The 14,302-nt window shown below is 63.4% G+C and carries 13 protein-coding genes; 1 reads left to right on the top strand and 12 read right to left on the bottom strand.

Annotation, left to right across the window (positions count from 1 at the left end):
- Window positions 1-18: 18 nt before the first annotated feature.
- Genes V9L21_RS22995 through V9L21_RS23010 form a run of 4 tightly spaced genes read right to left on the bottom strand, consistent with a single transcriptional unit; the run spans window position 19 to window position 3,392 of the window.
- A complete protein-coding gene (locus V9L21_RS22995) occupies window positions 19-1,125 on the bottom strand; it encodes an S-(hydroxymethyl)glutathione dehydrogenase/class III alcohol dehydrogenase (protein ID WP_055799863.1) in 1,107 nt (368 codons plus the stop codon).
- 49 nt (window positions 1,126-1,174) lie between these two features.
- Window positions 1,175-1,813, bottom strand: coding sequence for a glutathione S-transferase family protein (locus tag V9L21_RS23000; RefSeq protein ID WP_337315167.1), 639 nt, complete (start codon window positions 1,811-1,813; stop codon window positions 1,175-1,177).
- Entirely contained in the window at window positions 1,810-2,679 is an 870-nt protein-coding gene (locus V9L21_RS23005) for an aromatic ring-hydroxylating dioxygenase subunit alpha (protein ID WP_337315168.1), read from the bottom strand. The genes V9L21_RS23000 and V9L21_RS23005 overlap by 4 nt, the downstream gene beginning before the upstream one ends.
- An 8-nt stretch (window positions 2,680-2,687) precedes the next feature.
- Window positions 2,688-3,392, bottom strand: coding sequence for a Rieske (2Fe-2S) protein (locus V9L21_RS23010; protein ID WP_337315169.1), 705 nt, complete (start codon window positions 3,390-3,392; stop codon window positions 2,688-2,690).
- Window positions 3,393-3,467: 75 nt separating this feature from the next.
- On the opposite strand from V9L21_RS23010, the gene aroQ reads away from it, so the two are divergent.
- Window positions 3,468-3,908 carry a type II 3-dehydroquinate dehydratase gene (aroQ, locus tag V9L21_RS23015; protein ID WP_337315170.1) on the top strand — a complete coding sequence of 147 codons (441 nt, stop codon included), beginning with the start codon at window positions 3,468-3,470 and terminating at the stop codon, window positions 3,906-3,908.
- Between the two features lie 19 nt (window positions 3,909-3,927).
- On the opposite strand, the gene V9L21_RS23020 is transcribed toward aroQ, so the two are convergent.
- From V9L21_RS23020 to V9L21_RS23055, 8 genes are all read right to left on the bottom strand, one after another.
- On the bottom strand, window positions 3,928-5,481 hold the full coding sequence (locus tag V9L21_RS23020; protein WP_337315171.1) for a SpoVR family protein: 1,554 nt from the start codon (window positions 5,479-5,481) through the stop codon (window positions 3,928-3,930).
- Complete coding sequence (locus V9L21_RS23025) at window positions 5,478-6,770, bottom strand: YeaH/YhbH family protein (RefSeq protein ID WP_337315172.1); 1,293 nt, start codon at window positions 6,768-6,770, stop codon at window positions 5,478-5,480. The genes V9L21_RS23020 and V9L21_RS23025 overlap by 4 nt, the downstream gene beginning before the upstream one ends.
- A 63-nt stretch (window positions 6,771-6,833) precedes the next feature.
- Entirely contained in the window at window positions 6,834-8,756 is a 1,923-nt protein-coding gene (locus tag V9L21_RS23030) for a PrkA family serine protein kinase (protein ID WP_337315173.1), read from the bottom strand.
- Window positions 8,757-9,385: 629 nt separating this feature from the next.
- The gene (gene dnaJ, locus V9L21_RS23035) at window positions 9,386-10,522 is read right to left on the bottom strand and encodes a molecular chaperone DnaJ (RefSeq protein WP_157613066.1); all 1,137 of its coding nucleotides are present in this window, start codon (window positions 10,520-10,522) and stop codon (window positions 9,386-9,388) included.
- A gap of 97 nt (window positions 10,523-10,619) precedes the next feature.
- Window positions 10,620-12,557, bottom strand: coding sequence for a molecular chaperone DnaK (dnaK, locus tag V9L21_RS23040; RefSeq protein ID WP_157613067.1), 1,938 nt, complete (start codon window positions 12,555-12,557; stop codon window positions 10,620-10,622).
- A 117-nt stretch (window positions 12,558-12,674) separates the two neighbouring features.
- On the bottom strand, window positions 12,675-13,250 hold the full coding sequence (gene grpE / locus V9L21_RS23045; protein WP_337315174.1) for a nucleotide exchange factor GrpE: 576 nt from the start codon (window positions 13,248-13,250) through the stop codon (window positions 12,675-12,677).
- A gap of 152 nt (window positions 13,251-13,402) precedes the next feature.
- Window positions 13,403-13,753: an FKBP-type peptidyl-prolyl cis-trans isomerase gene (locus tag V9L21_RS23050; protein ID WP_012746856.1), complete on the bottom strand. Its 351-nt coding sequence runs from the start codon at window positions 13,751-13,753 to the stop codon at window positions 13,403-13,405.
- A 92-nt stretch (window positions 13,754-13,845) separates the two neighbouring features.
- A complete protein-coding gene (locus V9L21_RS23055; protein ID WP_337315175.1) occupies window positions 13,846-14,298 on the bottom strand; it encodes a winged helix-turn-helix transcriptional regulator in 453 nt (150 codons plus the stop codon).
- Window positions 14,299-14,302 lie beyond the last annotated feature (4 nt).

Below are 14,302 nucleotides of genomic sequence, written 5' to 3' on the forward strand. Positions count from 1 at the left end.
GGCGTTCTCCTCCAGAGGCTAGTAAAGCACCACGCCGCGGATCGACTCGCCGCGCTTCATCAGGTCGAAGCCCTTGTTGATGTCTTCGAGCGGCATGGTGTGGGTGATCAGGTCGTCGATGTTGATCTTGCCTTCCATGTACCAGTCGACGATCTTCGGCACGTCGGTGCGGCCGCGCGCGCCACCGAAGGCCGAGCCTTCCCACTTGCGGCCGGTGACCAGCTGGAACGGCCGCGTGCTGATTTCCGCACCCGCCTCGGCCACGCCGATGATGATGCTGCGGCCCCAGCCCTTGTGCGTGCATTCGAGCGCCTGGCGCATCACCTTGGTGTTGCCGATGCACTCGAAGCTGTAGTCGGCGCCGCCGTCGGTCAGCTGCACGATGGCATCGACCACGTTCTCGGTGTCTTTCGGGTTGATGAAATGCGTCATGCCGAACTTGCGCGCCATGGCTTCGCGCTCGGGGTTCAGGTCGACGCCGATGATCTTGTCGGCACCCACCATCTTCGCGCCCTGGATCACGTTCAGGCCGATGCCGCCGAGGCCGAACACCACCACATTGGCGCCGGCTTCCACCTTGGCCGTGAAGATCACCGCGCCGATGCCGGTGGTCACGCCGCAGCCGATGTAGCAGACCTTGTCGAACGGGGCGTCTTCGCGGATCTTGGCCAGCGAGATCTCGGGCGCGACCGTGTAGTTGCTGAAGGTCGACGTGCCCATGTAGTGAAAGATCGGCTTGCCGTCGAGGCTGAAGCGCGAGGTCGCATCGGGCATGAGACCCTTGCCCTGCGTGCCGCGGATCAACTGGCAGAGGTTGGTCTTGCGCGACAGGCAGAACTTGCACTGGCGGCACTCGGGCGTGTAGAGCGGAATGACGTGGTCGCCCTTTTTCAGCGTGGTGACGCCGGGGCCCACGTCGACCACGATGCCCGCGCCTTCATGGCCGAGGATGGCCGGGAAGATGCCTTCCGGGTCGGCGCCGGAGAGCGTGTAGTAGTCGGTGTGGCAGATGCCGGTGGCCTTGATCTCGACCAGCACCTCGCCGAATTTCGGGCCCTCGAGGTCGACGGTTTCGATGGTGAGGGGGTCTCCGGATTTCCAGGCGACGGCAGCTTTTGTTTTCATGGCTTGAGGGCAAAAAGGAGAAGAGGGACAAGGATACCCAGACCGGCGCTCAGGCCGGGCCGGCAGCAAAGATACCCGACATTCCGATGAAGCCGGGCAGATGGCGAAAGTCCCACACCCAGCTTCGCAGCGCGGGGTATTCGTCCAGGGGAATGCCGCCTTCGCCGGCCAGCGCCACATAGGGAAAGCAGGCCAGGTCGGCCACCGTGGCGTGTTGCCCGACCAGCCATTGCCGGCCTTCGCAGGCGCGTTCGGCCAGGTGGTCGTCGAGTAAACGAAAGGCCGCATGCGCGCCGCGCCGGCAGGCGTCGATGTCGAGATTTTCGTAGCCGAATGCATCGTGCAGCCGGGCCGCCGACGCGGTGCGGGTGATTTCGTCGGCGGTGGTGAACCACATCGCAACCTGGCCGCGCAGCTGCGGCTCGGCCGGATACCAGCGGCCCTGCGGGTCGTATTTGCTCGCAAGATAGACGAGGATGGCTTGGGCGTCGCGCAGCACGAAGCCGTTGTCGTCGATCACCGGGATCTGCCCGAGCGGATTGACCTGCGCCAGAAACGCAGCCGACTTGTGCTCGCGGCCGGGGTGAAAGTCGACCGGCACGCTCTGGTAGTTGACGCCCAGCCAGGCCAGCATTTGCCGCACCTTGAAGCAGTTGCCAGAAAGGGCGTAGTCGTAGAGCTTGATCATGCGGCTTGCCTCACGCCGAAGCGCATGCCGCGCTCGCGCAGCCAGCGCCGGTAGGTGACGGAGGTCGTGTCGCCGCGCGTCGGTGTTTCAGCGCGGCCTTCGAGCGGCATGCGCTTGAAGGCGTGGTTCTCGAGAATCGGCTTGTCCTGCCCGAAGATCGTTTGCTGGAACGCGATGAGCTCGGCGTCCGTCGAGGTGTCGTCGTAGCAGGCGAGCAGCGTATGGGCGATCACGCGCTCGTCGTCGATCGGCTGCAGGAACAACGCGATGGCATCGAGCTCGCCGGCGCGATGGCTCGATTTGTAGAGCATGGCCGTGAGCGGCTGCATGACGCGGTATTTGTACGTTACCTCGGCGCCGCTGTCGTGGGCGGCCGAGGCGCGGGGTTGCCAGAAGCGGCAATCGGTGGCCCAGATTTCCTGGGTGGCCGGGTCGACTTGCACCTGGTACTTTGCCACTTCGGTGTGCGGCACCTTGCCCAGGAAACCGGCGTGCACGAAGGGGAAGTGCGCCATGTCCAGGAAGTTCTCGATCACGCGCAGCCCCGATACGGCCACGCCGATGCTGCCGCAGTCGACCATGCGGCGCCCAGCTTCGCCATATTCAGGAAAGTCGAACAGGGGCCGCGTCGGCTTGCCGCTCGGGCAGACCCAGAGGTAGCCGTAGCGCGACTGGATGGCCAGCGTTTGGGTGCCGGTGCCGAGCCGGCACTGCGGCGCACTGGCTGCATCGCTCCACATGTGCAGTGTTTCGCCGAGCAGGCGAGTGGTGCGGGGCTGTGCATCGGAGCTGCCAGCGAGCGCAGCCGAAGGGCCGACGACCAGCCAGTCGTCGAGCATGTTGGGGTCGTCTGTGATTAAGGGCATGGTTCTCTTCAGGCTGCCTTCTGCGGCCGGCGACTTTCTTCTTCTTCTTCTTCTTCGATCTGGCTGCGCAGGCTGCGTGCGGCGATGTGCAGTGTCTTCATGGCGGCGGTGTCGGGCGCAGCATCTGTCCAGAGGTGAATGAAGGCCAGCTGTGGTTGCGCATCGAGTACCACGGCCACTGTGCTGGACTGGCCGAGCGGACCGCGCCATGCCGCCGCTGTCGTACTTGCCCTGAAGCCGCGCCGGGCGAGTGCATCGCGCACACCCGCCGCGTCGGAGCGCACGGCGAGCGTGCGGCAGAACGACCAACCGGCAGGCACGATGTCGCCCGTCGGCGGGGCCTTCGCGGTCTCGCGAGCAAGGTTCACCCACAGCATGCCTGCCGCGTCGGCGGCGCTGAACACCCTCGCGCACAGGTTGCTTGGCGGCGGCATATCGGGATGCGCGGGGATGCGCGTGCACTGCCCGCTTCCGGCGGCGTATTGCCAGCCGTGGTACGCACAGGAGAGGCGGTTTTCCACCACCTGGCCGAGCGTGAAGCGCACGCTGCGGTGAGGGCAGCGGTTCTCCCATGCCTGCGGTGCACCGTCGGCCGAACGCCAGAGCGCCAGCTCTTGCCCGAGCGCAAAGCCCGCGACGATGTTGGCGCTGGGGCGCACATCGGCCGAACGGGCGACCGGGTGCCAGGCTGAAATGCTGTCTGCGCTCATCATGATGCGCGCTACCTTAGCGCAAGTCCTGGGCGGGGCGCGCACTCATAATGGCGGCATCGCCAGACGCCACTCATCATGAAGAAAATACTCGTCCTCAACGGCCCCAACCTCAACCTGCTTGGCACGCGCGAGCCCGAGCAATACGGACGCGACACGCTGGCCGACGTCGAACGACTGTGCAAGGAGGCGGGCGCCGCGCACGGCGTGGAAATCGAGTGCCGCCAGTCGAACCACGAGGGCGTGCTGATCGACTGGATCCATGAGGCCGGCCGCGAGGTGGCCGCGGGCAACATGCTAGGCGTGGTGATGAACCCCGGCGCCTACACCCACACGTCGATTGCGCTGCACGACGCCATCAAGGGCGCGAGCGTGCCGTTGATCGAACTGCACATCTCGAACGTGCACGCGCGCGAGGAGTTTCGCCACCGCTCGTACATTTCGCCGGCGGCGCGCGGCATCATCGTCGGCCTGGGCGTAAAGGGCTACGCACTGGCCATTGCGGCCCTGGTGCCCTGAGCCGTTCAGGCCCTTCCGATCAGTCGGCCTGCCTTGGAGCCGCGGCCTTCCAGCTGCGGCTGATGTGGCCCTGGGAGTCGACGCTCTCCAGGTGAACGTCGAAGCCCCACAGCCGGGCGACGTGCTTCAGCACTTCTTCCGCATCGTCGTGCAGCGGCAGGTTGTTGCGCTGCGTGTGGCGCAGCGTCAGGGCGCGGTCGCCGCGCATGTTGACGTTCCACACCTGGATGTCGGGCTCCCTGCTGCTGATGTCGTACTGGCGTGACAGCGATTCGCGCAGCGCGTGATAGCCGCTGTCGTCGTGAATGGCGGACACCTCGAGCTCGGGCTCGCTCTGGTGATCGCGGATCGCGAACAGCCTGAAATCACGCATCGTCTTCGGGCTCAGGAACTGGCCGATGAAGCTCTCGTCCTTGAAGTTGCGCATTGCATAGTCGAGCGTCTTGACCCAGTCGGTGCCTGCAAAGTCCGGGAACCAGCGCTTGTCTTCCTCGTTCGGCTTTTCGCAGATGCGCCGCAGTTCGGTGAACATGGCAAAACCCAGCGCGTAGGGGTTGATGCCGCTGTAGGCGCGGTGCCCCACGGGCGGCTGGAAGATCACACCCGTGTGCGAACTGAGCCATTCCATCATGAAACCGTCGGCGAGCTGGCCGCGGTCGTACATGGTGTTGAGCAGCGTGTAGTGCCAGAAGGTGGCCCAGCCTTCGTTCATGACCTGCGTCTGGCGCTGCGGATAGAAATACTGCGCGATCTTGCGCACGATGCGCACCACCTCGCGCTGCCAGGGTTCGAGGAGCGCCGCGTTCTTTTCGATGAAGTAGAGCAGGTTCTCCTGCGGCTCCGAAGGAAAGCGGCGGGACGAGTCGGATTCCGCGGCGTGTTCGCTCTTGCGCGGCAGGGTGCGCCACAGATCGTTCACCTGCTGCTGCATGTGGCGCTCGCGTTCAGCACGCTGCATGCCCTCTTGCGCGAGCGACCGCTTTTGTGGACGGCGATAGCGGTCCACGCCGTAGTTCATCAGCGCGTGGCAGGAGTCGAGCAGCTGTTCCACCGCATCGAGGCCATGGCGCTCTTCGCATTCGGCGATGTAGTGCCGCGCGTACACGAGGTAGTCGATGATCGACGACGCATCGGTCCACATCCGGAACAGGTAGTTGCCCTTGAAGAAGCTGTTGTGGCCGTACGCCGCATGCGCAATCACCAGGGCCTGCATGGCCATGGTGTTTTCTTCCATCAGGTAGGCAATGCAGGGGTCGGAGTTGATGACGATCTCGTAGGCCAGCCCCATGTGGCCGCGGCGGTAGTTCTTTTCGGTGGCGATGAACTGTTTGCCGTACGACCAGTGGCGATAGATCATGGGCATGCCGACGCTGGCGTAGGCATCCATCATCTGCTCGGCGGTGATCACCTCGAGCTGGTTGGGGTACACGTCCAGTCCGAAGCCCTTGGCCGTTTTTGCGATTTCGGTGTGGTAGGTCTCGATGAGGTCGAAGGTCCAGTCCGACGGGCTGGGCAGGCGCTCCAGGCGACCGGTGGGGTTCATGCGCTCGAGGGGAGGGTGGTCGGAAGTCATGCGGGCACCCCTTCCTTCTTGAAGAGGTCGCGGAACACGGGGTAGATGTCGCTGGCGTCCGATACCTTGCGCATCGCGAAGTTGGGCTGCAGGCCCTCCAGCTGCGCATATTCCTGCCACAGGTTCTGCTCGGTCTCGGCCACCTGCACGTAGGCGTAGTAGCGCACCACCGGAAGGATGTTTTCGACCAGCAGCTCGCGGCAGCGCCCGCTGTCCTGGTGCCAGTTGTCGCCGTCGCTTGCCTGCGCGCCGTACACGTTCCATTCGCCGCTCGGGTAGCGGGCCTTGATGATCTCGTCCATCAGCACCAGCGCGCTCGACACCACCGTGCCGCCGGTTTCGGTGGCGTGGAAGAATTCTTCCTCGTTTACTTCCTGCGCCTGCGTATGGTGGCGCAGGAACACGAGGTCGATGCGTTCATAGTGCCGCGTAAGAAACAGATAGAGCAGCATGAAGAAGCGCTTGGCCATGTCCTTGCGCGCTTCGTCCATGGAGCCCGAAACGTCCATCAGGCAGAACATCACAGCCTTGGCGCTGGGCACCGGGGTCTTCACGCGGTTGCGGTAGCGCAGGTCGATCGGGTCGATGTAGGGCACGTGCCGTGCGGTTCTGCGCAGCTCTTCAATGTGCTCTTCAGTCTCGCGAATCTCTTTCTGGATGAAAGGTTGGTCGGCCTGCGGATGCGTCTTCAGGTGCAGCAGGTGCGTTTCCAGCCGTCGCAGTTCCTTGCGCGGCTCGCCGCCAAGCGCAATGCGCCGCGCGAGGGCGCCGCGCATCGAGCGCACCACGTGCAGGTTGTTGGGCGTGCCGTCGTTCGTGAAGCCGGCGCGGTGGCTCTTCCATTCGGGCACTTCGGCAATCTGCGTGCGAATGAGGTGCGGCAGCGCCAGGTCGTCGAAGAACACGCGCATGAACTCCTCGCGCGTAAGGCGGAACACGAAGTCGTCCTCGCCTTCGCCACCGTCCCCGGCCTCGCCGCTCCCAGAGCCGCCGCCGGCCTGGCCCTCGGGCCGCGCGATGCGGTCGCCCTTCAGGTATTCCTGGTTGCCCGGGTGCACGTACTCGCGGTCGCCGCCGCGCGCATGGCCGAACACCGGTTCGGACACATCGTGGCGCGGCAGGGTGACATCTTCGCCTTGCTCCAGTTCGCGGATGTTGCGCCCGCTGACCGCACGCCGCACGGCCTCCTGGATCTGGCCTTTGTAGCGCCGGAGGAAACGCTCCCGGTTGCCGATGGATTTGTTCTTGCCCGAGAGCCGGCGGTCGATGATCTGCTGCAGGATGGCCACGATGATGTCAAAGCTCCTTGCAAAAAGGGGGCGAGGCCCCGGCCTCGCCGCTATGGACTACCGCTATGAACTCTTGCGTACCCGCAGGTACCACTCGCAGAGCAGGCGAACCTGCTTGGCCGTATAGCCCTTTTCGACCATGCGGGTCACGAAGTCTTCGTGCTTCTTCTGTTCGTCGGCACTGCTCTTCGTGTTGAAGCTGATCACCGGCAGGAGTTCCTCGGTGTTGGAGAACATCTTCTTCTCGATGACGGCGCGCAGTTTTTCGTAACTCGTCCATGCGGGGTTGCGCCCGGCGTTGCCGGCACGCGCACGCAGCACGAAGTTGACGATCTCGTTGCGGAAGTCCTTCGGATTGCCGATGCCCGCGGGCCGCTCGATCTTCTCGAGTTCGGCGTTGAGCGCAGCCCGGTCGAAGACCTCGCCGGTGTCCACGTCGCGGAACTCCTGGTCCTGGATCCAGTAGTCGGCATAGGTGACGTAGCGGTCGAAGATGTTCTGGCCGTATTCGCTGTAGCTCTCCAGGTAGGCCGTCTGGATTTCCTTGCCGATGAACTCGGCATAGCGCGGCGCCAGCAGCTCCTTGATGTAGCTGATGTACTTCTGTTCTGTTTCCGGCGGAAACTGCTCACGTTCGATCTGCTGCTCGAGCACATACATCAGGTGCACCGGGTTGGCAGCCACCTCGGAACTGTCGAAGTTGAACACCTTGGAGATGATCTTGAACGCAAAGCGGGTCGATACGCCGCTCATGCCTTCATCAACCCCGGCATAGTCGCGGTATTCCTGGATCGACTTGGCCTTGGGGTCGGTGTCCTTGAGGTTCTCGCCGTCGTACACCTGCATCTTGCTGTAGATGCTGGAGTTTTCGGGCTCCTTCAGCCGCGTGAGCACCGAGAGCTGGGCCATCATGCGCAGCGTGCCGGGAGCGCAGGGCGCCTTGGCCAAGGATGAGTTGCGCACCAGCTTTTCGTAGATCTTGATTTCTTCCGACGCGCGCAGGCAGTAGGGAATCTTGACGATGTAGATCCGGTCGAGAAAAGCCTCGTTGTTCTTGTTGTTGCGGAAGGCTTTCCACTCGCTCTCGTTGCTGTGCGCCAGCACGATGCCGTCGAACGGAATGGCGCCGAAGCCTTCGGTGCCCTTGAAGTTGCCTTCCTGCGTGGCGGTGAGCAGCGGGTGCAGCACCTTGATGGGTGCCTTGAACATTTCCACGAATTCGAGCAGCCCCTGGTTGGCCAGGCACAGGCCGCCCGAGTAGGCGTAGGCGTCGGGGTCGTCCTGGGCGTAGGTTTCGAGCTTGCGGATGTCGATCTTGCCGACCAGCGAGGAGATGTCCTGGTTGTTCTCGTCGCCGGGCTCGGTCTTGGCCACTGCAATCTGGCGCAGCACGGAAGGGTAGCGCTTGACCACCTTGAACTGGCGGATGTCGCCGCCGTACTCTTCGAGGCGCTTGACAGCCCACGGCGAGAGGATGCGGTTCAGGTAGCGACGCGGAATGCCGTATTCTTTTTCAAGAATCTCGCCGTCTTCCACGGTGTCGAAAAGGCCGAGCGGCGTTTCGTTGACCGGCGAACCCTGGATGGCATAGAAGGGCACATGCTCCATGAGCTGCTTCAGGCGTTCGGCAATCGAGCTCTTGCCGCCACCGACGGGGCCCAGCAGGTAGAGGATCTGCTTCTTTTCCTCGAGGCCCTGGGCGGCATGCCTGAAGTACGACACCACCTGCTCGATGGCGTCCTCCATGCCGTAGAACTCCTTGAACGCGGGGTAGATCTTGATGACCTTGTTCGCGAAGATTCGCGAAAGCCTGGGATCGTTGCGCGTGTCGACCAGCTCGGGTTCGCCGATCGCCTTGAGCATCCGCTCGGACGCAGTGGCATACGCTGTGGGGTCGCGTTTGCAAATATCCAGGTAGTCCTGCAGCGAGAGGACTTCCTCGCGGGTGCGCTCGTAGCGGGCGGCAAAGTTGCTGATCACATCCATGGTCACGCCTCCATCAAGTCTGCGGGTTTTATTAACCCGAAGCCTGCAGCCGCAATGCGTCGCAACTTTTTAAAGGTGTGCCCGCCCCATGGCTGCAAGCCGTGGAAAACTCCCTTAATCACATCTGCACAAACAGCATAAAGCAAAGAGTGCACCCGGAATATTGTTTGTTAAATCAGAACCACAGTGCCGAGTAAAGTTCCCAAGAAAAACCCGCACCATTTCTCAATTCCAGCTAAATTCCAAGGTTCGGCAAACGGACTCGGTGCTATCCCGATGCCCAGTGAAAATACCTATGGCAATCGGCCTATGCAGTCATTGCATCTTTTCCGGGGAAAGCACCTCCTATTGAGCCCCCCGCGGCCCAAAAACGGTTACATCACAATAACGCGCCATGTGCTGTTTGGGTTTATTGCTCAAACCAAAAATATATAAAAGCAATCTGCGCGCCATCTTTTGATGGGCAAGTCGCGCATGTCCGCGTGGGAACGCGCGCCAAACACTGGTCGGCGTGGTTCTGGCGGGAGCCTTCATGGTGCGCGGCACCGAACAAGGTCGGCAGGCACCGTTCGCGTGCATGAACGAAGACAGGGGCCGCATGGGCCCCTGTTCTTGCTACTCCAGCTTCTTCAGCTGAAGAATTCCTTGGCCTTGTCGAGCCAGCCCTTGTCGGTGGGGCTGTGCTTGTCGCCGCCCTTCTTGAGCGACTCATCAAGCTCCTTCAGCAGCTTGCGCTGGTGCTCGGTGAGCTTGACCGGCGTTTCGACACGCACGTGGCAATACAGGTCGCCCGGGTAGCTCGACCGCACGCCCTTGATGCCCTTGCCGCGCAGGCGGAACTGCTTGCCGCTTTGCGTGCCGTCGGGAATATCGATGGCGGCCGGGCCCTTGAGCGTGGGCACGCTGATCTCGCCGCCCAGCGCCGCCGTGGTCATGCTGACGGGCACCACGCAGTGCAGGTCGTCGCCGTCGCGCTCGAAGAGCTCGTGCTTCTTGAGGCGGATCTCGATGTACAGGTCGCCGGGCGGCCCGCCATTGGTGCCCGGCTCGCCGTTGCCGGTGCTGCGAATGCGCATGCCGTCGTCGATGCCCGCGGGGATCTTGACCTCGAGCGTCTTGTTGTTCTTGATCTTGCCCTGGCCGTGGCACACCGTGCAGGGCTCGGGAATGATCTTGCCGCTGCCGTGGCAGGTGGGGCAGGTCTGCTGCACGCTGAAGAAGCCCTGGCGCATTTGCACGGCGCCGGCGCCGTGGCAGGTGGTGCAGGTGATGGGCTTGGTGCCGGGCTTGGCGCCCGAGCCGTGGCAGGTGCCGCAGTCATCCCAGCTTGGAATGCGGATCTGCGCTTCCTTGCCTTCTGCGGCCTCTTCAAGCGTGACCTCCATGGCGTAGCTCAGGTCGCTGCCGCGGAACACCTGGCGCCCGCCGCTGGTACGGCCGCGGCCGCCGCCGAACACGTCGCCGAAGATGTCGCCGAACGCTTCCGCGAATCCGCCGAAGCCCTCTGCACCCGGGCCGCCGCGCATGTTCGGGTCGACGCCGGCGTGGCCGTACTGGTCGTAGGCCGCGCGCTTCTGGCCGTCCGACAGCATTTCGTAGGCTTCCTTCACCTCCTTGAACTTGGCCTCGGCGTCCTTGCTGGTGTCGCCGTGGTTGCGGTCGGGGTGGTGCTTCATCGCGAGCTTGCGATAAGCCTTCTTGATTTCTTCCTCGCTCGCGTTCTTGGGAACGCCGAGGGTTTCGTAATAGTCGCGTTTTGTGGCCATGGCTGGTTCGGTCGGGGCGGGCGTGAAGCCGTAACTTGAAGCGAGAAAGGCTGGAACACCCGCTCAGGTATTCCAGCCTTGTTCGAAAGACTGAGGATCAGTCCTTCTTGACTTCCTTGACTTCGGCGTCGACCACGTTGTCATCGGCCGGTGCGCTCGCAGCTTCCGGGCCAGCGGCAGCGCCCGGGCCGCCGGCGGCGCCTGCCGCGGCCTGCGCCTCGGCATACATCTTTTCGCCGAGCTTCTGGCTTGCGGTCATCAGCGTGTTGGTCTTTTCCTCGATCGAGGCCTTGTCCTCGCCCTTCAGGGCTTCTTCCAGGTCCTTGATCGCGGCTTCGATCTTTTCCTTCTCGCCGGCGTCGAGGCTCGCGCCGTGTTCGCCCAGCGACTTCTTCACGCTGTGCACCATGGCTTCGCCCTGGTTGCGCGCCTGCACGATCTCGAGCTTCTTCTTGTCGTCGGCCGCGTTCAGCTCGGCGTCCTTCACCATCTTCTGGATCTCGTCTTCCGAGAGGCCCGAGTTCGCCTTGATGGTGATCTTGTTTTCCTTGCCGGTGCCCTTGTCCTTGGCGCCCACGTGCAGGATGCCGTTGGCGTCGATGTCGAAGCTCACCTCGATCTGCGGCGTGCCGCGCGCTGCCGGCGGAATGCCCTCGAGGTTGAACTCGCCGAGCAGCTTGTTGCCCGCGGCAATGTCGCGCTCGCCCTGGAACACCTTGATGGTCACGGCCGGCTGGTTGTCCTCGGCCGTGGAGAAGGTCTGCGCGAACTTCGTCGGGATCGTGGTGTTCTTCGTGATCATCTTGGTCATCACGCCGCCCATGGTCTCGATGCCCAGCGACAGCGGGGTCACGTCGAGCAGCAGCACGTCCTTGCGGTCGCCCGAGAGCACCTGGCCCTGGATGGCAGCGCCGACGGCCACGGCTTCATCGGGGTTCACGTCCTTGCGCGGCTCCTTGCCGAAGAAGGCCTTCACCTTTTCCTGCACCTTGGGCATGCGGGTCATGCCGCCGACCAGGATCACGTCGTTGATGTCCGACACGCTGATGCCGGCGTCCTTGATAGCCAGGCGGCAGGGCGCGATGGTGCGCTCGACCAACTCGTCGACCAGGCTCTCGAGCTTGGCGCGCGTGAGCTTGATGTTCAGGTGCTTCGGGCCCGAGGCGTCGGCCGTGATGTAGGGCAGGTTGATGTCGGTCTGCGCGCTGTTCGACAGCTCGATCTTGGCCTTTTCAGCCGCTTCCTTCAGGCGCTGCAGGGCCAGCACGTCCTTGCTCAGGTCGACGCCTTGCTCTTTCTTGAACTCGGCAATGATGTAGTCGATGATGCGCTGGTCGAAGTCTTCGCCGCCCAGGAAGGTGTCGCCGTTGGTCGACAGCACTTCGAACTGCTTCTCGCCGTCCACGTCGGCAATTTCGATGATCGACACGTCGAAGGTACCGCCGCCGAGGTCATACACGGCAATCTTGCGGTCGCCCTTGTCCTGCTTGTCCAGGCCGAAAGCCAGGGCCGCAGCCGTGGGCTCGTTGATGATGCGCTTGACGTCCAGGCCCGCGATGCGGCCGGCGTCCTTGGTGGCCTGGCGCTGTGCGTCGTTGAAGTAGGCCGGCACCGTGATCACGGCTTCCGTCACCGCCTCGCCGAGGTAGTCTTCGGCGGTCTTCTTCATCTTGCGAAGGATGTCGGCGCTGACTTGCTGGGGCGCCATCTTCTTGCCGCGCACTTCCACCCATGCGTCGCCGTTCTCGGCCTTGGCAATGGTGTAGGGCATCAGGTCGATGTCCTTCTGGACTTCTTTTTCTTCGAACTTGCGGCCGATCAGGCGCTTGATTGCGTAGAGCGTGTTCTTGGGGTTCGTCACCGCCTGGCGCTTGGCCGAGGCACCGACCAGCACTTCGCCGTCTTCCTGGTAAGCCACGATCGACGGCGTGGTGCGCGCACCTTCCGAGTTCTCGATCACACGCGTGGTGTTGCCTTCCATGATCGACACGCACGAGTTGGTGGTGCCGAGGTCGATGCCGATGATCTTTGCCATGTTCTTTACTCCTGAAAGCCTGAAAAATATGTTGTTATGAACTTGTGGATAACCCGGCGCGATTCAAGGTATGAAGCGGGGATTTCCTGTGGGAATCGTGTGTATCGGTAGAGCGGATTAGTTGGGCGCGCTGACCGTGACCAGCGCCGGGCGCAGCACGCGCTCGTTGATGGTGTAGCCCTTCTGCAGCACGCTCACCACGGTGTTCGGCTCCTGGTCGGGCGCGGGCACCACCGAGATGGCCTGGTGCTGGTGCGGGTCGAACTTGGTGCCGGGGGCCGGAGCCACCTCGATCACCTTGTTGCGTTCGAGCGCGCTCTTCAGCTGGCGCAGCGTGGCTTCGGCGCCTTCGCGAATCTGTTCAGGCGTGGCGTCCTTGATGGCCAGGCCGGCTTCGAGGCTGTCCGTCACGGGCAGCAGGCTCTCCGCAAAAGCTTCGACCGCAAACTTGCGCGCCTTGGTGATCTCGTCGTCGGCACGGCGGCGCGCGTTCTGCACGTCGGCCTGCGCGCGCAGGTATTGATCGGCCAGTTCGGCATTCTTGGCCTGCAGTGCGGCGAGCTCGCCCTGAGCCGCGACCAAGGCGTCTTGTGCCTCGGCTTCGTTGGCAGCCTGTGCGGCCTCCAGTTCTTCGGGGCTTGGCTCGCCTTGCAGCATTTGAGAATTCTGTGCGGATTGTTGCGGGTCAGACATTTTTCAAAGAACCGGCGTGTGCCGGGAAACAAACGATAGCCAGCCACTTGGGGCTGGTCAGGGGCATTTCAAGCGAAAAAATGCGGCCTAAGTGGCCGCGGAGGCATGAAAAAGGCCCGGAACCGGGCCTTCGTGCCAAGGGCAGGCTGCGATCAATGCGCGTCGAGCAGTTCGACGTCGAACTTCAGCGTGGCATTGGGAGGAATCACGCCGCCGGCGCCGCGTGCGCCATAGCCCAGCGAGGCGGGAATGATCAGCGTGCGCTTGCCGCCGATCTTCATGCCGGCAACGCCTTCGTCCCAGCCCTTGATGACCTGGCCCGCGCCCAGCGAAAACGCGAACGGGTCGTTGCGGTCGCGGCTCGAATCGAATTTGGCGCCTTGCACGCCGTCGTTGTAGAGCCAGCCGGTGTAGTGCACGTGCACGTGTTGGCCGGCCTTGGCTTCGGCGCCGTCGCCCACGGTGGTGTCTTCGTATTGCAGGCCGGAGGGAGTGGTAGGCATGTGAACGCTCCTTGCGTCAATTTGGATGATGAATGGATGGACCAGCGAAGGCCAGAAGTTTACCGATGCCCCGCGCGGCCCTGCCGACCTGCTCAATTGGCAGGGTCGGCGGGCGGGGTAGATGAGGAGGGCGTGGAGGACGGTGCCGGCGCCGGAGACTCCGCCGAGCCGGAAGCAGCGGGTGCCGCAGGCACGGCAGGGGCCGGCGATGAAGCAGGCGCGGCAGGCGCCGGTGCCGTGGCCTTCTTGACCTGGCCCAGCTGCCACTTGCCCGCAAAGGCCTGCAGGTCGGACAGCCGCTTGAGCAAGTCTTGTCCGCTCACCGTGAGGCTGTAGCCGTCGCCGCCATGGCTGACGAGACCGGCCTCGCGCAATTCCTTGATGCGCGTATTGAGCGTATTGGGAGTGATGCCGCCGACACTGTCCTGCAGCAGCCTGAAGGTTTGCGCATGCCCGTCGCGCAGCGCCCAGAGCACGCGCAGTGCATAGCGCGCTTCGAGCAGTGCGAGCAGCTGGCTGATGGCTGCGTTTTCCTTGGTACTCATCGAC

It is taken from the genome of Variovorax sp. CCNWLW235 (assembly GCF_037204085.1).
Classification (GTDB): domain Bacteria; phylum Pseudomonadota; class Gammaproteobacteria; order Burkholderiales; family Burkholderiaceae_C; genus Variovorax.

Excerpts from the sequence above, each read along its gene's own strand:
- V9L21_RS23005 (WP_337315168.1), bottom strand. The coding sequence starts at position 2,679 with ATGCCCTTAATCACAGACGACCCCAACATGCTCGACGACTGGCTGGTC.
- V9L21_RS23020 (WP_337315171.1), bottom strand. The coding sequence starts at position 5,481 with ATGACTTCCGACCACCCTCCCCTCGAGCGCATGAACCCCACCGGTCGC.
- V9L21_RS23055 (WP_337315175.1), bottom strand. The coding sequence starts at position 14,298 with ATGAGTACCAAGGAAAACGCAGCCATCAGCCAGCTGCTCGCACTGCTC.
- V9L21_RS22995 (WP_055799863.1), bottom strand. The coding sequence starts at position 1,125 with ATGAAAACAAAAGCTGCCGTCGCCTGGAAATCCGGAGACCCCCTCACC.
- V9L21_RS23000 (WP_337315167.1), bottom strand. The coding sequence starts at position 1,813 with ATGATCAAGCTCTACGACTACGCCCTTTCTGGCAACTGCTTCAAGGTG.
- V9L21_RS23030 (WP_337315173.1), bottom strand. The coding sequence starts at position 8,756 with ATGGATGTGATCAGCAACTTTGCCGCCCGCTACGAGCGCACCCGCGAG.
- grpE (WP_337315174.1), bottom strand. The coding sequence starts at position 13,250 with ATGTCTGACCCGCAACAATCCGCACAGAATTCTCAAATGCTGCAAGGC.
- aroQ (WP_337315170.1), top strand. The coding sequence starts at position 3,468 with ATGAAGAAAATACTCGTCCTCAACGGCCCCAACCTCAACCTGCTTGGC.
- V9L21_RS23010 (WP_337315169.1), bottom strand. The coding sequence starts at position 3,392 with ATGATGAGCGCAGACAGCATTTCAGCCTGGCACCCGGTCGCCCGTTCG.
- dnaK (WP_157613067.1), bottom strand. The coding sequence starts at position 12,557 with ATGGCAAAGATCATCGGCATCGACCTCGGCACCACCAACTCGTGCGTG.
- V9L21_RS23050 (WP_012746856.1), bottom strand. The coding sequence starts at position 13,753 with ATGCCTACCACTCCCTCCGGCCTGCAATACGAAGACACCACCGTGGGC.
- dnaJ (WP_157613066.1), bottom strand. The coding sequence starts at position 10,522 with ATGGCCACAAAACGCGACTATTACGAAACCCTCGGCGTTCCCAAGAAC.